This is a genomic window from Ruegeria sp. AU67 (assembly GCF_900312795.1).
Taxonomy (GTDB): domain Bacteria; phylum Pseudomonadota; class Alphaproteobacteria; order Rhodobacterales; family Rhodobacteraceae; genus Ruegeria; species Ruegeria atlantica.
This window is the reverse complement of record NZ_OMPH01000005.1, coordinates 60,639-78,921: the sequence shown is the minus strand read 5'-3', so window position 1 is coordinate 78,921 and position 18,283 is coordinate 60,639. Positions and strand designations below refer to the sequence as shown.

General features: G+C 54.1%; 16 protein-coding genes and 2 pseudogenes. 9 read left to right on the top strand and 9 right to left on the bottom strand.

All coding sequences use genetic code 11. The features are described 5' to 3' along the window. The first annotated feature begins 42 nt into the window (after positions 1-42). From DK510_RS01050 to DK510_RS01025, 5 genes and pseudogenes are all read left to right on the top strand, one after another. Positions 43-750, top strand: a complete 708-nt coding sequence (locus DK510_RS01050) for an IS6 family transposase (RefSeq protein WP_109310533.1) — start codon at positions 43-45, stop codon at positions 748-750. Positions 751-1,014: 264 nt separating this feature from the next. After that, positions 1,015-1,275 (top strand): annotated as a pseudogene (locus DK510_RS23085) (DDE-type integrase/transposase/recombinase); the annotation flags it as partial. Positions 1,276-1,644: 369 nt separating this feature from the next. Continuing rightward, entirely contained in the window at positions 1,645-5,244 is a 3,600-nt protein-coding gene (locus tag DK510_RS01035) for an adenylate/guanylate cyclase domain-containing protein (protein WP_109310532.1), read from the top strand. Between the two features lie 43 nt (positions 5,245-5,287). Then, positions 5,288-5,530 (top strand): DUF4242 domain-containing protein, encoded by a 243-nt coding sequence (locus DK510_RS01030; protein ID WP_200833185.1) that lies wholly within the window; start codon positions 5,288-5,290, stop codon positions 5,528-5,530. A gap of 119 nt (positions 5,531-5,649) precedes the next feature. Further along, entirely contained in the window at positions 5,650-7,065 is a 1,416-nt protein-coding gene (locus DK510_RS01025; RefSeq protein WP_109310531.1) for an FAD-binding oxidoreductase, read from the top strand. Positions 7,066-7,401: 336 nt separating this feature from the next. Here DK510_RS01025 and DK510_RS23080 read toward each other — a convergent pair whose 3' ends face one another. The 3 genes from DK510_RS23080 to DK510_RS01015 all read right to left on the bottom strand — a co-directional run bounded on the left by DK510_RS23080 (position 7,402) and on the right by DK510_RS01015 (position 9,702). Then, positions 7,402-7,686, bottom strand: coding sequence for a thiamine pyrophosphate-dependent enzyme (locus tag DK510_RS23080; RefSeq protein ID WP_234998840.1), 285 nt, complete (start codon positions 7,684-7,686; stop codon positions 7,402-7,404). A 713-nt stretch (positions 7,687-8,399) separates the two neighbouring features. Continuing rightward, the gene (locus DK510_RS23075; protein ID WP_234998839.1) at positions 8,400-8,891 is read right to left on the bottom strand and encodes a thiamine pyrophosphate-binding protein; all 492 of its coding nucleotides are present in this window, start codon (positions 8,889-8,891) and stop codon (positions 8,400-8,402) included. A gap of 379 nt (positions 8,892-9,270) precedes the next feature. Next, entirely contained in the window at positions 9,271-9,702 is a 432-nt protein-coding gene (locus DK510_RS01015) for a RidA family protein (protein ID WP_109310530.1), read from the bottom strand. Between the two features lie 85 nt (positions 9,703-9,787). Here DK510_RS01015 and DK510_RS01010 point away from each other — a divergent pair, with 85 nt between their 5' ends. Then, positions 9,788-10,507 carry a YafY family protein gene (locus tag DK510_RS01010; protein ID WP_109310529.1) on the top strand — a complete coding sequence of 240 codons (720 nt, stop codon included), beginning with the start codon at positions 9,788-9,790 and terminating at the stop codon, positions 10,505-10,507. Positions 10,508-10,603: 96 nt separating this feature from the next. On the opposite strand, the gene DK510_RS01005 is transcribed toward DK510_RS01010, so the two are convergent. Continuing rightward, positions 10,604-11,035, bottom strand: a complete 432-nt coding sequence (locus tag DK510_RS01005) for a helix-turn-helix domain-containing protein (RefSeq protein ID WP_109310528.1) — start codon at positions 11,033-11,035, stop codon at positions 10,604-10,606. An 81-nt stretch (positions 11,036-11,116) separates the two neighbouring features. Here DK510_RS01005 and DK510_RS01000 point away from each other — a divergent pair, with 81 nt between their 5' ends. Continuing rightward, entirely contained in the window at positions 11,117-11,608 is a 492-nt protein-coding gene (locus DK510_RS01000; RefSeq protein ID WP_109310527.1) for a DUF2938 domain-containing protein, read from the top strand. Between the two features lie 92 nt (positions 11,609-11,700). Then, positions 11,701-12,408 (top strand): annotated as a pseudogene (locus DK510_RS00995) (IS6 family transposase). A 440-nt stretch (positions 12,409-12,848) separates the two neighbouring features. Here DK510_RS00995 and DK510_RS00990 read toward each other — a convergent pair. From DK510_RS00990 to phnC, 5 genes are all read right to left on the bottom strand, one after another. Beyond that, entirely contained in the window at positions 12,849-13,478 is a 630-nt protein-coding gene (locus DK510_RS00990) for a chloramphenicol acetyltransferase (protein WP_109310593.1), read from the bottom strand. 17 nt (positions 13,479-13,495) lie between these two features. Further along, positions 13,496-14,809 carry a phosphonate ABC transporter, permease protein PhnE gene (phnE, locus tag DK510_RS00985; protein ID WP_109310526.1) on the bottom strand — a complete coding sequence of 438 codons (1,314 nt, stop codon included), beginning with the start codon at positions 14,807-14,809 and terminating at the stop codon, positions 13,496-13,498. Continuing rightward, the gene (gene phnE, locus DK510_RS00980) at positions 14,806-15,681 is read right to left on the bottom strand and encodes a phosphonate ABC transporter, permease protein PhnE (RefSeq protein ID WP_109310525.1); all 876 of its coding nucleotides are present in this window, start codon (positions 15,679-15,681) and stop codon (positions 14,806-14,808) included. Before phnE (DK510_RS00980) ends, phnE (DK510_RS00985) begins: the two co-directional genes overlap by 4 nt. 64 nt (positions 15,682-15,745) lie before the next feature. Then, on the bottom strand, positions 15,746-16,657 hold the full coding sequence (phnD, locus tag DK510_RS00975) for a phosphonate ABC transporter substrate-binding protein (protein ID WP_109310524.1): 912 nt from the start codon (positions 16,655-16,657) through the stop codon (positions 15,746-15,748). A gap of 57 nt (positions 16,658-16,714) precedes the next feature. Beyond that, positions 16,715-17,524 (bottom strand): phosphonate ABC transporter ATP-binding protein, encoded by an 810-nt coding sequence (gene phnC, locus DK510_RS00970; RefSeq protein ID WP_108858554.1) that lies wholly within the window; start codon positions 17,522-17,524, stop codon positions 16,715-16,717. A 216-nt stretch (positions 17,525-17,740) separates the two neighbouring features. Here phnC and DK510_RS00965 point away from each other — a divergent pair, with 216 nt between their 5' ends. After that, a complete protein-coding gene (locus DK510_RS00965) occupies positions 17,741-18,034 on the top strand; it encodes a hypothetical protein (protein ID WP_109310523.1) in 294 nt (97 codons plus the stop codon). The last annotated feature ends 249 nt before the right edge of the window (positions 18,035-18,283 follow it).

Genomic DNA, 18,283 nt, shown 5'->3' with positions numbered 1-18,283 from the left:
ACTTGGGTTGAGGCGGGCAGGGGGCTCTCGTAGCCTTCGCGCATGATTAAACAATCGCCATTCAAGTACTTCAAAACCAGTCCCGAGATCATCCGCCTTGCAGTGATGCTGTACATCCGTTTCCCGCTCTCGCTTCGGAATGTCGAAGATCTGCTGCACGAGCGAGGCATCGACGTGAGCCACGAAACTGTCCGATATTGGTGGAACCGGTTTGGCCCGATGTTTGCTGCTGAGATCAGGCGGAAGCGTGTTCAGCAGCAGCGCGCATTCTCCAAATGGAAGTGGCACGTGGACGAGGTTTTCGTGAAGGTGAATGGCAAGCGGCACTATCTTTGGCGGGCTGTTGATCATGAAGGCGAGGTGCTGGAAGCCGTTGTCACCAAACGCCGAAACAAGGTTGCAGCACTGAAATTCCTCAGGAAATTGGTGAAGCGGCACGGTTGCGCCGAAGAGATCGTCACAGATCGCTTCGCTTCCTACAAGGCTGCGCTCAGAGAAATGGGTGCACTCGAAAAACAGAAAACGGGCCGTTGGCTCAACAACCGCGTCGAGAATTCGCATTTGCCGTTCCGACGAAGAGAACGTGCGATGCAGCGTTTCAGGCGCATGCGCAGTTTACAGAAATTCGCCGCCGTCCACTCCTCCGTCTACAACCACTTCAACCAGGAAAGATCGCTAGCCAGCCGAGACATCTTCAAGCTGACACGCGCCGCCGCACTTAGCGAGTGGCGTCAACTTTGTTCCGGATAGGTGCGCGGTTTCCACGGCAAACTGAGACTGGTTCGAATTCGTCTGACAGCACCGTTTCAGGCGCATGCGAAGTTTTGCAGAAATTCGCCTCCGTCCATTCCTCGGACTACAACCACTTCAACCAGGAAAGATCGCTCACCAGCCGGGACACCTTCAAGCTGACACGCACCGCCGCTCTTAGCGAGTGGCGTCAACTTTGTTCCGGATAGGTTCGCGGTTTCCGCTGCAAACTGAGACTGGTTAGAATTCGTCTGACAGCACCCGATGAAGGTCATTGGCAACGCGCCAAAGCAGGAAACCGGTCGCTGGCACAACAATAGAGCGGAGAATTCTCACCTGCCCTTTCGACGACGAGAACGCGCCAGGCTCCGCTTCAGATAGATGCGATGTCTGCAGAAATTCGCCTCAGTCCACTCTTCAGTTCACAACCATTTCAACCAGGAGCGCCATCTCTACAACAGAGATAATTTCAAGCTCAACCGAACCGCCACTCTAGACGAGTGGCGCCAGCTTTATTCCGTATAAGTTCACGCATTTGCCGGCAAACTGAGATTGGTTCGAATTCGTCTGACAGCACTCATACCTTGGTAGTTTTATTGAACGACGAAAGCGGTCATCGGAATTTGTTGTAGCTAGCGGCAGCTTTGTCCGCATAACTAACGTACACTGCATCGGGCTCCAATGTCCGCTATTCGGACAAAGTTGCCTTTCGCGGCAGCGCAGCAAATGCACGCTAAGGGAGATTTACCTGCAATAAACCACTGTATTCTGAAAAGAGTTGGATAAGCAGGTGTCATTTCTGTCAAAGGCAATGCAGACGTTTGGCCGCCAAAAATCAGTCCGTATTTACAGCGTTTTCTTGATTAGCGTCCCGTATCTCAGCATGATCCCGTTATGGCGGTTGAAATCGACAAATGGCTGAACGATCTCGAACTGGGTCAATACTCAGGCGCTTTTGCACAGCATGATATCGACGCGCGTGTACTGCCATTACTGTCAAACGACGACCTTAAAGAGCTTGGGGTTAGTCTGGGCCACCGAAAAATCATCCTGGCGGCGGTTCAGGAATTGACTGGCCAAAAGCACTCGTCTCAATCGCCGCAGGCCGTAGACGCGGATGCAGGCGAAGTCGGCCGGGTCCCCATTTCGGATGGATCGCAAGGCGTGACATTGTCCGCAAGGAAGCCTGCTTCATTGGCGATCGCAGAGAGGCGTCACTTAACAGTTTTGTTTGCTGATCTCGTCGCCTCGACTGAGTTGACTAACCGGTTTGATCCCGAAGACATGCGCGAACTGCTGCGGAGCTATCAGGATGCGGTTGCAGGTGCAGTTAGCAGGTATGGCGGCTACATTTCGAAGTATTTGGGCGACGGTCTCCTGGTGTTTTTTGGCTGGCCGACAGCCTATGAAGATCATGCAGTTCGCGCTGTAAAGGCTGGTCGTGAGGCCATTAGACGGGTCAGAGAGCTTAAAACACCTGACGGTGAGCGTTTGTCGGCCAGGTTAGGTATCGCGAGTGGCGACGTGGTAGTTGGCGATACGATCGGTGAAAACACCTACGAAGAAGGAGCCATGACGGGGCCAATTGTCAATCTGGCAGCGCGGCTTCAGGAACACGCAGAACCGAACTCAGTTGTTTTATCTGCTGAGGAGACCGAAGAAACTTTGCATCGGCTATTTGAGTTTACGTCTCTTGGACAAACCGAGCTGAAAGGTTTCAAAGAACCACGGACCCTTTTGACTGTCGTATCAGAACACAGCGCGGAAAGTCGGTTTCGGGCGTCTTATAGGGACGAAAGTGGCAGCGTCATGATTGGTCGCGACTACGAAAAAGGTATCCTTTTACAATCATGGTTGCGTGCGCTGAACAGTCAGGGAGAGGTTGTTCTGCTTGCCGGTGAAGCTGGGATCGGTAAATCGCGATTGGCGGAAGAGTTTCTCGCTAATGCCGTAGCGACTAGCGAAGCTGATATTATCAGGCTGAACTGCTCTCCTTACCTTTCCAGTAGCCCGTTCCACCCCGTCGCCCAGAGGATTTCTCAGGATGCTGGTGTGGGGACAGATTTTGATGACGATCAAATTCTCGATCTTGTCAAAAAAATGTTGGAAAGCCGGGAGGGTTTGGAATGGGAAAAGGTACTGCCCGTCTTTGCCGCGCTGGTTGCGCCTCACAGTGCTCTTGCCCGAAGCGTTCTCGATATGTCACCGCAGGAGCAACGTGACCTCACGATTCAGACGTTAATCCACACGGTTCAGGTACGCGCAAGCACGCGTCCTGTTATTCTTTGTGTTGAGGACGCGCATTGGATTGATCCTTCCACCCAAGCTCTTTTGGATCGCTTCAAAGCAATTTGCGCAGATCTGCCTTTGATGATTTTGATCACCCACAGGCCAGGCTGGGAACTTGCCCATGATGACGGCGAAGCGCACGTACATACGCTCCAGCTGCGTCGGTTTGATACGACCCATGTCTCGAACCTAGTTCGTAATGTTACCGGAAAAGTACCCGACGATGCGCTGATCGCCACAATCATTGAGAAGACGGACGGCGTGCCTTTGTTCGTCGAGGAGCTGGCCCGGGCGATTGTTGAGGCGGGTGAACACGGGCAAGTCCACATACCTTCGTCTTTGAAAGGCACACTGATGGCACGTCTTGACGCAGTCTCACCAGAGGCCAAACAAGTCGCGTTAACAGGAGCCGTCATTGGACGGGAGTTCGAGCCGAGCTTGCTGGCTTCCGCAATAGGTCTTGCCAGTGCGGAAATTCAATCTCGTATAGAAGAGCTGTCTCGAACGGGTTTGATCTTTGAAAGCGGGCACAATCGAGGGTATTTCGTTTTCCGTCATGCCCTTATTCGGGATACCGCCTATCAATCCATGTTGGGCTCAACCCGCAGGCAACAACACGCAAACGTAGCCCGTGCTTTGATGCAGTTGCGGTCAGCAGAGATTGAACGTCGGCCCGAGTTGGTTGCCCGCCATCTTTCAGAGGCCGAAGAATGGCATGCTGCGTTCGAAAAATGGCAGACGGCGACTGAAATGGCATTGGCGCGATCCGCCAGCCAAGAGGCGATGGTCAACGCTAGGGAAACATTCAAAGCGGCCGAAAATCTTGGTTCTGATAACGGTGTCGAAACGATCAAAGCCAAAATCCTGATTGGTCGCAGCCATGACAGCCTGGGTCAGTTGCCAGAGGGGATAGCGGCTTTGAAAGAGGCCTCGGACGCCGCCCGTGGAATACACGATGTGGCGCTCGCCGCTGATGCTGCGAACCATTTTGCGGACTCGTGTATGATGTCGAGTAAGAGACACGGCGAGGCCATCGAGCTTTGTGTTAGAGCTCTGAACGACCTTCCCGACGATGACGAATTTCGGCAGTGCAGATTGATGAGCCAACTTGCACGGGCACATATGTTTGTCGGTCAGTTTTCTGAAGGCGCACGCTTTGGTCAGCAATCAATGGAACTGGCCGCGAAACTGGGGGACTATAAATCCCAATTCTCGGTGATGATGATGCATTTTGGGGCGCCGTTCGTCGCGCGCAAAGGAAGAGAGGTACGTCATTGGCGTGAAAACCTTGATGCGATGCATCGAGCGGCCGAAAACCTAGGGAGTATTGATCAGGGCCGGGACCGAACACTTAGTCTTTTTGTCGGGGCTGAAATGGCCGACCGCGACTTGATGGATCATTCACTCGAATTGCTTACGGAGATTTCGGAAAAGGACAACCATCTGCAACTCTACTGGGTGCAGAAGCACGCACGCGCCATGGTTGCAATTATGGATGGCGATTTTGAGCAGGCGGAGATGCATGCCAACGAAGCGGTGAAAATCGGTCGACAGACACATGGAGAACATGTTGAGGGCGTCTTCGGTGTTCAGATGTTTACCATCCGTCGCGAACAAAACCGGCTGCACGAAGTTGCACCGGTGATCAAGAAGCTGATGACGGATAGCCCGGAAGACATTTCTTGGAAACCAGGATTTGGCCTTATTGCCGCCGAGTTGGGATACAAGGAACCAGCTGAACGCATACTGAATGAAATGGCAGAGAATGGCTTCGATCTTCCCCTTGATGCTATGTTTTCAACTACTTTGTCTTATCTCGCTGACATTTGTGTCGCAGTCGAGCATCTGGGACATGCTGAGACCCTCTATGACATGCTGACCCCATACGAAGAGCTAACGATCACCGCTGGGGCCACAACAGTTTGCGCCGGGGCGGCTGCAAGACGTCTGGGCAATCTGGCAGCGGTGCTGAAAAACTGGGACGCCGCTGAGAGGATGTTCCATAAGGCGATCGAAATAGACACGCGTATGAAGTGTCCTCCGTGGATTGCGCACAGCAAGGCAGCGTATGCATCCGCGCTAAGGCAACGGGGCCGCACGAATGATTTGAAACTAGCGTTTCAACTAGAAGGGGAAGCGTTGGCAATTTCACAGCAATTGAGTATGGTTTTCCTTAGGTCAAAGCTCGAGGGAGTAGCTGTTTAAAGTCATTTACATGCTTGGGGGAGCATTATGCCAAGGTACATAATTGAGAGAAATTTTTGCCGAGCAGCTGAACGTCAGCGACGACGACAAAATTCAAATCAAAGAGATCAATGACGAAGTCGGGGTCGAGTGGATTTTCTCGTTCCTCAGCGCAGACAAGCGCAAAACATACTGCCTGTATGAGGCCCCCGACGAGGAAAGTCTTAGAAAGGCGGCCGAGCGCCTTAACATCCCAGCCGATGTCATTACACCCGTGGATCAGATAGATCCCGGAATTTTCGCCTGAATATTCGCAGTTCAAAAACCTAATCCGAGGCGATTTATCTGCGGGACAACGCATCGGAAGTCACAACTACATGAGGCAGCCGCGCAAGAAGCCTGACCTGAAAACAGGGAGGCCTATGCATGTACGACATAAAAACACTCGACGGAATCACGGCAACTGTGAGTCAAGACGCTTTGGATGCGCTTAATTCCTCGCTTCGCGGCGGCGTCTACTTTCAGGGCACTCCGGAATATGAAGGCGCAAGAACAACATGGAACAGCATGTTCGAACGTCACCCTGGGTTCGTGATCCGCGCGATGGGGGCGAGCGACGTACAGAAAGCTGTAAACTTTGTTAGAGACACCAGCCTCATAATGTCAATCCGATCAGGTGGGCATCAAATTGCAGGTCACGCTGTTGCAGACGAGACGGTATTACTCGATCTGTCCCAGATGCAATCGGTACACGTAGACCCTGTCAACAAGACTGCTAGGGTTGCACCGGGTGCATTGCTTGGCGATGTAGATCGCGAAACTCAGGCTCATGGGCTTGCTGTCCCTGTCGGCATCAATTCGACAACTGGAATCGCTGGCCTGACTCTTGGTGGCGGCTTTGGGTGGACGACGCGGAAATTCGGAATGACGATCGACAATCTTCTGTCGGCAGAAGTTGTGACGGCAGATGGGACGATTGTCACCGCCTCGCCCACAAGCCATCCGGAGCTTTTCTGGGCCATCCGCGGTGGAGGCGGCAATTTCGGCGTCGTGACCTCATTCGAGTTCCAGTTGCATGATCTTGGGCCCGATGTTCTGTCCGGCCTGATCGTTCACCCGATCGAAAAGGCGCCAGAGCTGCTTGCAGAATTCGCAGCCATTGCAGATGATTCACCCGATGAGCTGACCGTCTGGAGCGTGATGCGAAAAGCTCCTCCCCTCCCGTTCCTACCAGAAGAGTGGCATGGGAGAGAGGTGCTAATCTTCGCGGCTTGCTACAGCGGCCCTATGAACGAGGGTGAAATAGCAATGTCGGCTTTGCGCGCGCTTGGAGAACCAATAGCCGACGTTATCTCACCTCACAAGTTTGTAGACTGGCAAGCAGCATTCGACCCTTTGCTCACACCGGGCGCCCGGAACTATTGGAAAAGCCATGATTTCGACGCGCTTTCTTCGGAAGCGATCACAGGTCTTCTCGAGGCGGTTTCCAGCCTTCCCGACCCTGCTTGCGAAGTATTTATTGCGCATGTAGGTGGCGCAATGGCACGCATTGAACCCCACTCAACAGCTTATCCGCAACGATCAGCACACTTCATAATGAATGTTCATACTCGTTGGGAAGACCCGAACAAGGATGATGAGTGCATTGCGTGGGCGCGGGGACTTTATGATCAGATGCGGCCTCATGCGACCGGTAGCGCGTATGTAAACTTTATGCCCGAAGACGAAGCGGATCATATGGCTGGTGCATACGGCCAAAACAGCGGGAAGCTTTCGAAAATAAAGGGCAGCTATGATCCAAAAAATCTGTTCAGGATCAATCACAACATAGTGCCTGAGTAGGGCCATCCGATTTAGAAAGACTGATCTGTATGGACGCATAGAGTTTATGCTTGAAATTTGACAACAAATATTTGGTTGTGCATTCAGACCACCTGATATTTTTCATGTCAAAAATGCCGACACTGTCACTACTACCGTCAGGCGAATGCCGTGTTCCGCTGCGGCAGCAAGGGCTTTGCTGAACATTTGACCGCTTTGGACTCTTTGCCGTCATACGCTGCGCTGCTCACGAACGTTGGGTAAGCGCGTTGGTCAACTTGCCGCGTCTACGAACGACAGTTCAGGGCCGGAGGTCCAGTCAATCTCGTAGTTCTTTCTTTTTACAAAGCGATTTTCTTAAGCGGGTAAGGGACAAACAACTTCGATCAAAGATGGACCACTACTTGAGAGTCCCACAGACAATGCTTTTGCAAAGCCATCGATATCTTCGGCTCGCACGCCGGGAACACCATGCCCTTTCGCCAAAGAAACCCAGTCGAGCGCCGGATTCTCTACATCAAACATTGCTTGAGCGTTTCGACCGAAGCTCTCTACACCGACATACGTAAGCTCATCCCGAAGAATCTGATACCCGCGGTTGGCAAATACAATCACGGTTATGTCGAGGCTTTCGCGCGCCATGGTCCACAAGGACTGCAGGGGGTACATGACAGACACAGGCCGTTTGCCCCGCCAGTTCCGGCAAACAAATCGTGCGGCCGGGCAGTGGTGGTCGGCGGAATGACGTGGAACCCGGAAGTCACTGATTCATTGCACAGGATAGCGTTCTCAGGGAGCATAGCCGCCAAGGTCTGACCAACCTTCGCCAGCGTCAACTGTCCACCAGGAATGGAAGGCAATTCAAGAGGGTATGTATTCGCCGAGATTTTGCTGGCTATGCCGACGGCATCCGCCAGAAATTGAAGCGTCCGGTCGATATCATCCGTTGGGCTACAAAGATCCACAATCTGACAATCCGATGGCTCTGGGACACTTGGCTTACCCGGGTAGGCAAAAAAAGAAACGGGCCTGTCTGTGCCTAACAAGGTGATTGAGGATGTGCCATCTAGCTGAGCAATATTGGGTGTGATCGGATAAACCAACTGATCCAATTTTGCCGCCCCAGCACCCTTTGAGATGCGGGGGGTCAGCGTGTCGGCTAGCACCCGGCATCCTGTTTTCGCCGAGATTTTGCCAACCGTTTCGCGAAGCGGCCCAAAAAGAGCGGCGCCCCCGATCATAAGGGCAGCTTGTTGCGTAGTCAGGCGTGTAGCCGTAGCTTCGATACCATCGGTGGACGGGTGATGACATTGCTGGGTTGACAAGCTTGTCGTCACCGGGCCATTGGCGGCCTCCTAGGCGGTATCGGCAGGAAGGATCAGCGTGGCAATCTGGCCGTTTTGAGACCGAGCAGCCTGTATTGCTGAAGCACCGTCCACGGCAACGCTCTTGGCATCCGCAGAAACCCGTGTCCAATGGCTTACGGCCTGACTGATGCCGACGATGTCGCCTTTGAGCGGGCTTTCGTAGCGCGGGTGATGCGTTGCATGATCTCCGACCACATTCACAATCCCAGAACCGGATTTCCGGGAGTTATATAGATTTGCAAATGCGTTGCCGAATCCTGGCGCAAGATGAAGCAACGTACCTGCAACGTCTCGTATCATACGATAGTAGCCATCTGCAGCGCCCGTCGTACCACCTTCGAAAAGGCACAAAACGCAATTCATCTCGGGGTGGTCATCAAGGGCTGCGACAAAATGCAATTCAGTTGTGCCAAGATTGGCAAAAACGGTATCCACGCCACAGTGCAAGAAGGTTTTGACTAACGATTCCGCGGCGTTCACTTGATCCACCGTTTGATAAGGGTTTGGTAAAGCTCAGAAGACAGATTGTTCTGATGTAAGTGAAAATGCTCGTGAACACTTGCGGGTCTTCAAATTTCAACTAACCCCAGTTGGCGTCTTAATCTCAATATTGCTGTGCACTCCATGATTGGCGGCAATGCGGGCTGCAATCGCAGGGTCGTGACTGGTGGCCGAATGTCTTCTTTGGGCAGCTCACACCTGAGCGAGGTCGGGCAGTCGAAAAGATGCCGCGATAGCTCCGGCGTCAGCATCAAGCCCAATAGTAACCGATGCTGCGCAGTTTGCGAACGTAGGCTTCCACTTCGCAAACCAGTTACATTTGTGATTGCGGCGGCAAGTCGCCGCCGCAATCGAGCGCTCAATCCAAAAGCACGACAGCTTCGACCTCGAAGAGCATCGGGTCGATGGCAAGCTTCGGAACGGGGATCAGCGTTTGCGCGGGCAGTGTATCGCCAAACAACCGCAGTACATTTTCGGTCAGCACACCCAGCTTCGACATATCGTGGTCAACCACGAACACGGTCAGCTTCACGACGTGATGGGGGAGAGCGCCTAGCGCGTCGAGTACAGCAGCCAGATTTGCGTAGGTTTGCTCAACCTGCTTGGCGAACTCCGGCGATAGGTTCCCGGTTTGATCCTGTCCTCCCTGTCCTGAGACAAAGGCCAGCCGACCTGCAGCAGGAGAGATGACTGCCGTGCTGTAGCCGTTTGGTGTGGGATCATACAGATGTGGTGGATTGACGACGATCGGCAATGCGCGATGGGATATTTTCTGATCTCGGGACGTCATGTTCATTCTCCTTGCTGAGTGGTCCGGGATCGACTTAGGTCGCTACGGTGACAAAATCTGTCACTAATTATGCTAGGGTGAATAAATGAACATCCGCCTCCGACATGATATCATCGTGCGCACACTTCGCCGAAACGGAACAGCAACGGTAGATGAACTGGCCTGTAAGGTCGGTGCATCCAGACGAACTGTATTGCGCGATATCGGGGCGTTGCGCGACCAGGGCTTTGTCATCCATTCCGAATGTGGGCGCGGCGGGGGCGTGCAACTTGATCCGCAATCCGTGCAGACCACCGCCCGACTCTCGGTCGCAGAGGTGTTTGCTCTTCTCGTCAGTGTCGCGGCCATGCGTGCGGCGCGAAGCCTTCCCTTCTCTGGTCTCGCCGACGCGGGGCTTGCTAAGATCGAGAAGGCCCTGCCGTCGGACAAAGTGCGGGATTTGCGCAGGTTCCTTGACTGCCTGCATGTCGGACAACTTTCGCCCAAACAGGACATCTCAGAAATGGGCACTATTGACCCTGCGCTTTTGCCTGCCTTCGAAACCGCGTTTCTGCAACGGCAAAACCTGCGCTTCGGCTATCGGGACGCCAAGAGCGCGAAGACGAGTCGCGAAGTCGAACCGCAAGCTATGCTCATCCTGCCGCCGCTCTGGTATCTCGTAGCCTGGGATTCCAGCCGTGAGGATTTCCGGCATTTTCGCATGGATCGGATCAGCCGCCCCGAGATCGTCGAGGGAACATCGTTCCGGAGACGGCATGTTCCGTTCAAGGACGATGTCTGTCCATTCAGCGAATTACCGCGCTGAACACTAGGGACGCGTGAAGTCCGGGCGGCAGTGGTTCCAGTATCTCTACCCGTCAACAGCCCCGAAATGGTGGATCGGGGTCGACGCTTAATCCCTTCACCCTTTGTCGGGATTCCTTTTAGAACGTTTCGCATCGACCTGCTTCTTCGTCAGTGCAACCCGGATGATGCGCTGAAACCGAGGGCAATCCAGATGGTTTTCGGTGGTGCAATTCATGACATGGCGAAGGCCGTCCCGTAACGCTGTTAGTTCCTTGATTCTCACGTCAATTGCATCGGCCTTTGCTGCCAGAACAGTACGATCCAGATCGGGCCTGCCTTCTGAACCCATCGTCACTTTGATCTCGCCGAGTGAAAACCCTGCGGTTTGCGCCAGAGAAATGAGGGATATTCGCGTCTTCACCTCATCCTCATAGAGACGTTTCAATCCCCGTCGACCCACCGACCGGATCAGGCCAACCTCTTCATAATAGCGGAGTTTTGACGGTGAAAATCCGCTTTCGCGAGAGAGTTCGGAAATGTCGAGCATGGTCTTGACCTCAAGTGGGCATGAAGTTGCATGTTGCCCCTCCACTGCAAAATATCAACAGAAACTAAGGTCGATACCTCAATGACAACAGAAATTTTCTTTAGCGCTGTTCTGATCGGTATAGGCGCGACAGCCTTCATGGATATGGTCGCCCTTTCCCAGAAGCTGATCTTCTCTCAGCAATCGCTCAACTACGCGATAGTGGGCCGTTGGCTCGGCAATGTCGCGCAGGGGCGGTTTATTCATAGGCACATCATGGCCAGCGACCCTGTTCCGGCGGAGCGTTTGTTGGGCTGGAGTGCACATTATCTGACGGGCGCCGTGTTTGCGCTGGGTTTTTTGGCCGTTGTCGGTCGGGGCTGGCTTGAAGCGCCGAGCCTGCTGCCTGCGATTGCATTTGGAGTTCTTACAGTGCTCGCGCCTTTTCTGATCCTTCAACCGGGCATTGGAGCGGGGCTGGCGGCACGGTTGACGCCCGACCCACGAGCTGCGCGGCTCAAGAGCGTCTTTGCACATCTCAGCTTTGGAATTGGGCTTTGGACCGCGGCAAACTGCATGTCCATTTCATTCTAAAATTTCCCGAAGAGCGTACGGAAAGCTGTCAGAAGGGTCTTGTCAGAAGAACTTTGCTTGCGCGGGGCAGGGCGGTTGCATAGATTTTGCCCATGACCAGACCTGCCTCCTTCAAGTACTTCAAAACCAGTCCTGAGATTATCCGCCTGGCGGTGATGCTGTACATCTGATTTCCGCTTTCACTCCGCAATGTTGAAGACCTACTGCACGAACGCGGGATCGATGTGAGCCATGAAACTGTCCGTTACTGGTGGAACAGGTTCGGTCCGATGTTTGCATCAGAGATCCGAAGAAAATGGGTCCAGAAACTCTGGGCCATTTCAAAATGGAAGTGGCACGTAGACGAAGTATTCGTGAAGGTGAACGGCAAACGCCACTATCTCTGGCGTGCCGTCGATCACGAAGGTGAAGTGCTTGAGGCCGTCGTCACGAAGCGTCGAAACAAAACTGCAGCACTGAAATTCCTCAGGAAATTAATGAAGCGGCACGGCAAAGCTGAAGAAGTAGTCGCGGATCGCTTCGCATCCTAGAAGGCTGCGCTTAGAGAAATGGGTGCACTGGAAAAACAACAGACGGGCAGGTGGCTCAACAATCGCGTTGAGAATTCGCACCTTCCTTTCCGACGACGAGAACGCGCCATGCAACGTTTCAAGCGCATGCGAAGTTTACAGAAATTCGCCTCCGTCCATTCCTCCGTCTACAATCACTTCTACCTGGAAAGGTCGCTCGCCGGCAGAGATACCTTCAAGTTGACGCGCAGCGCTGCTCTTGCCGAGTGGCGTCAACTTTGTTCCGGATAGGTTCACGGTTTCACGGCAAACTGTGACTGGTTCGAATTCGCCTGACAGCAGCCCGTCGAATGTCCGCTTCGAGCCCAAACCTACTAATTGCTGCATCTGCCGCGAACGTCAGCTTTTGAAACACTTTCCAAGAAACAGAAACCGATTTTCGCGAAATCACGGCAAACAGCATGAACAGTTTATCGACACTTGGAAACCCGCCTGCCAGACACCGTGTTGTGTCAAGTCCGTTTGGCCGCGATCCACGCTGATTTTGATGACACTGAAAACGCTAAGAAAGCGGTAGAGGCCGTTCTTTCAATCGATCCGCAATTTTCAGTTCAAACCTATAGACGTTCAAGAAAGTTGCAGTGAATGTCTGCTTCGAGCCCAAAGCTGCCGTTTTTCCAACCCTTACTTACTGCTCCACGGCGACGGCTTCTCTGAGCGCGACAGTTTTGCTACGCGCCGTCAGAACCTTGGTATTTTTCCCAAAAGGCTTCTGCGCTTAGCGTCCGAAAATCTTGAAGCGCTGCGTAGAGGGCCGCATGTGGCCAGTCCCACCAGGCCAGAGCGATCAGTCGTTCCGCGATTTCAGGTGGTTGACGAAGGCGCAATGGTTTAGCCGGAGTACCTCCGACAATGGTATAGGGTTCTATGTCCTTGGTCACAACAGCGCCCGCCGCGACGACAGCGCCGTGACCCAATGTGACCTCTGGTTTCACCATGACACCTACACCGACCCACGTGTCATGGCCGATGGTGGCGGTGTGGGACGTGCGGTGAGCAAAGAATGCTTCGTCGCGCCCAGCATCATGCCAATAGTTGTCAGAACGATACTTAAAGTGATGCAAAGAAGCGGTGTGCAGGGGGTGGTCTGTTGCGCCGATGCGCGTAAAGGCTGCGATATTGGCAAATTTGCCAATTTGGGCATTCGCGATGTCAGCGTAACGGTCGCAATAGCTGTAGTCGCCAAAAACCGAATTGTTAATGTGCGAGCCTTTGCCGATCTCGACAAATGCGCCAATGCCACTGTCTGTAATTACGCAATCAGGATGAATAAAGGGTGTGTCTGCCGAGAGTTTGGGCATAGTTTTGTCGTCCAACATTAGTCCTTTCTTCCGATCAATTTGCCGCGCAGCCATCCCGAGAACCAATCCATAAACATCACCATTAAGATGATCAGGACGATGTAATAGGCGACCTCTTCCCAATCCTTCTGGGTCTGGATAGCCTGAGTCAGCATAAGGCCGATGCCACCACCGGTGATTGCCCCAATGACAGTGGCCGAACGCGTGTTGGACTCCAGGAAGTAGAAGATCTGCGCCAGAAGCACCGGAACCACCTGTGGGATCACGCCAAAGCGGTAGCGTTGCAGCGGTTTGGCCCCGGTCGAGGAAACGCCTTCGATCTGCTTCTGGTCCACGTTTTCTAATGCTTCGGAGAAGATCTTACCGAACGTGCCGGTGTCCGTGATCAGAATTGCCAGTGTTCCTGTCAGCGGTCCCGGCCCGAAAGCGCGTACCAGGACAACGGTCCAGATCAGCGCATCGACCCCGCGTACAAAGTCAAAAACCCGCCGCGTGCTCGCCCGTAGCAGCATAAATGGCGAAAAACGCTTGGCTGCTAAAAAGGCCAGAGGCAGAGCCAGGATCGCGGCCCCCATCGTGCCAAGGAAAGCCATCAGGATCGTTTCACCTATCGCCCAGGCGACATCCTTGTGCCGCCACATCTTGTTGTTCCACCAATCGGACACTGCCCCAGCAAAGTTGCTGCGCTCGAGGTCCAATCGTTCGCCAAACAGTATCGAACCAAGGCTTTGGCCGTGGTACGGACTGTCGAGGGTGAACCAAAATAGCTCCCATCCGGGGAAATAGTTGAACACTTCGGTGCGCGCACCGGTCAGCGTAATCCGGCCCTCTTGCGTCGTGATCCCGATGCGGCGGTTTGAGGCTGAAATCCAATCGGGCAAGTCTTCCCGCAGGTTACTGGTTAGGCTGCGCCCCTCGGCCTGCACTTCGATCAAGGGAAAACCGGGCACCTCGATCTCGGTCCGGTTTTCCGGCAAGTAGCGCACAATATTGTCGCCACCCAGATCGATAGTGATCACTTCGTCGCCACTGACCCAATCCGGGTGCTGACCTGCGGGGTAGCGGCCTTTACGCTCGCCCTCGACAGCATAGCTTATCTCGCCGGAATGGTTGTCGCGTGTGACGTGAACCTTGTGCGACCAACTGTCAGAGGCGAGCGTGACTGCGTTGTCGATATTGGCCCGCTGCGCGAGCCCGGGAATATCGAAGACAAAGAAAATACAGACCAAATAGGCGAAAATAACTGCCGGGATGCCGAAGCCGATGAGCCGCTTGCGTTGAAATAGCTTGTCGGCCGTGTGTTTGGTCAGGCTTAGATCGGTCGCTGTCATTGGCCTTGCCCCTCTGTCAATCGGTTGCGGTAGCGGCTGGAGACCTGATCAAAGAACACGATGGTTCCGAACAGTAATATGAAGATCGCTGCGGCTTCGTCAAACCGGCCAGGGCCCCAAGCCATGGCATTGCGCAGCTCGTAGCCAATACCTCCCGCACCAACAAAGCCAAGGATGGCGGACGCGCGAATGTTGATCTCGAACCGCAGCAAAGAATAACTAATGTAGTTAGGCGCGACCTGCGGCAACACGCCCAAGAGCATGCGCTGCGACCATGTCGCACCCGTCGAAGCAAGACCCTCAACAGGCTTGAGATCAGCATTTTCAGCGACCTCGGAGAACATCTTTCCCAGTGCGCCTGCCGTGTGGAAGGCAATGGCAATCATAGCCGGCACCGGGCCGCCGCCGAGGACGAAAATCAGAACAAGCGCGATCACGATCTCAGGCACCGCGCGCATGATATCCGAGATGCGCCGAAAGAGCGGGATCAGGCGCGGCCATTTACCCAGACCGCGGGTGCCCAGCAAAGACAAAAAGATGCCGCCGACGAGGCCGATCAGGGTCGAGACTGCGGCGATGTTGATGGTTTCTACAAGAGCCGGAAAGCTTTTTGCGATCAAACCGGGCAGATCGGCGCGTTTTTCCCATGCCTCGGACAGCACGTCGGCCGGATAGTGGCCGATTTGGTGTAGTCCTTCCCAGAAACCGCCCGCATTGCGGTCATCAGCGATGTTGAAGCCCGAGACCATCAGGACGACGAAGATCAGTATGGTCAAGCCGCCATAAAGTCTACGCCGCTGAATCTGCGCCATATAGCTCGACTGGATATTGCCCACGCTTTGCGGTGCGCCGCCTGCGGAAATGTCTGCCATTTTGTCCCCGGAAAAAAGAATCCCGACAGGCCCTAAGACCTGTCGGGTGCGTCATGGAAATGACTTAGCCACCGATTTTTGCTTTGCGCGCTTCGACGATCGAGATGTAGGTGTCGTGGGTCACCGGCTGGAAGCCCAGCGTGTCGCCGGCAGCCACGCCATAGGCGCAATCGGGATCGGTTTCGAACAGACCATCGACCAGCGCGGTCATGGTAGCTTTCACGTCTGCTGGCAGGGCCTTGCGCAGAACGATTGGACCTTCAGGGATCACTTTGGATTTCCAGATTTGGACCATGTCATTCATGTCGACGAGGCCCGCGTCCACGGCTTTGCGCAGCGCGCCGGAGTTGTAGCCGTCTTCCCAGTTGCCCTGACCGTCAGCCCAGGTCACACCGCCATCAATGTCACCGTTGTTGACTGCAACGATGGTTTGCTCGTGGCCACCCGTGAATTTCACTTCGCCGAAGTAATCACCGGATTCCATGGTCACGCCGTCTTTGTACTGCGGGATCTCGATGGACGGTATCAGATAGCCCGACGTGGAGTTCGGGTCGCCAAAGCCAAAGACTTTGCCTTCCATGTCATCGAGCGACGCAATGCCGCTGTCTTTGCGGGCGAACCCGATCGAGTGATAGCCAACCGAGCCGTCAACGTTCACTTTGATCAGAACAGGCTCAACTGCGTCCGTGTCTTGCAGGTAAGTCGCGGCGTAGGACGATGCGCCCAGCCATGCCATGTCGATCGTTCCGCCCAGCAAGCCCTGTATCACGCCGTTGTAATCGGCAGGGGCAAACAGCTTGGTTTCTACGCCAAGAGCTTCAGTCGTGTAGTCGGCCAGACACTGATAGGAGTTCATGCGGTCTTGTGCGTTTTCGCCACCCAGAATGCCGATGCGGAATTCCGTGATGCCGTCAGCGAAGGCGGCTCCGCTCAGAGCAGTTGTGGCGGCAAGCGCCAATGCGAGGGTCTTTTTCATCTTCGTCTCCGTTGGGTTGATGAAGGTGGCCCGCGAAAGGCGCGGGTGACAGCTGGCTCAGGCGTAGACTTTATGGGCCTCTGGCATGTCCAGTGTTTCAATTTCGGTGGATGTAGCGGCTTCGGAAAAATCTGCGCCTGCCCCATATATTTCGCGAGCCACACCGGTGGTCAGCTGCGCAGGCGCGCCATCAAATACGATCCGTCCGTCGCGCATTCCGATCACCCTGTCGCAATACCGGCGCGCGGTATCCAGTGTGTGCAGGTTGGCAATAACTGTCCGACCGTCTTGTTCGTGAATGTCGCGAAGCGATTGCATGACCACTTGGGCGTTCATCGGATCGAGCGAGGCAATCGGTTCATCTGCCAGAATGATCTTGGGGTCCTGCATCAGCGCACGTGCAATGGCGACGCGCTGTTGCTGACCGCCGGACAGCGCCTCGGCGCGTTTGGGCGCTTGGTCGGCAATGCCAAGCCGGTCAAGGATATCGATTGCTTGGTGGATGTCTAACTGAGGGTACAGGTTAAACATCGTCGCCAAAGTGCTGCGCTTGTTCAAAGTACCGTGCAACACGTTCGAAACCACATCCATGCGTGGGACAAGGTTGAACTGTTGAAAGATCATCGCGCATCGCGATTGCCAATCCCGCTTGGCCGCGCCTCGAAGAGCTGTGATGTCTTCACCTTCAAAAGTAATGGTCCCGCTGGTCGCATCACTGAGGCGATTGACCATCCGAAGCAGGGTGGATTTACCAGCCCCGGAACGGCCGATGACCCCGATCATTGTTGGCTGGTTAACGGAAATGTTGGCTGCATTTACAGCCGTCTTGTCTCCGAACCGTTTGGTCAGCGCGTCGATCTTTAACATATCGCCCCCTTGTTTGAGGGGCTGATATTGGCGCTACACTACATCCGTGTGACGGATTTGATTCAGTTTTTTGGCATTTGCACAGCCGATTTGTGACAGCCAGTTTTCTCTCTCCAGGCCGGCACTGATCAGAACAAGTTCTTTTTTTTAAAAGTTATATCCTCGGGGCGTCACAAACCTGTTACATTTGTAAACCGATCCGACAATGGAGCAAATATGCGCACACGTTCCCGTTTGATAGTGGCTGTTTCATTGGCCCTACCGACACTCGCCAGCGCGAAAATGGAAGATGTTAGCTGCGATGACAGCGCGCGCATGACGAACATGCTGACTGAGGTTTTGGGTGCTGAACGCCAGGGCATCGGCCTACGCGATCCGGAAACCATGTTGGAAGTTTGGGTTACCCGCAAAAGCGGCGATTGGATGATTGTCCAGAACTACGCAAACGGCACATCTTGCATAGTCGCCATGGGCGAACATTGGGAAGCCGCCGAAACGGGGCCTGCCTAAGTCAAAGCTTCTTCTTGACCTTATACAACGAGGCCTAAGACTTTGCCAACCTATCCAGAAGAAGTTTGATTTTACGTGCCTCAAAATCCTGTTGCCAACTATTGCGAATGTCTGCTTTCCGTCTTTGGCAGCTCTCCGCTGCGCTCGCTAAGCACACAGAGCGGACCTTAGCTCAAAGAAATCGAACGGCAGCTTCGTCAGCAGAGCAAACGATCGGTCAAATTTTTCGAGCGTCCGCTTCGAGCCCAG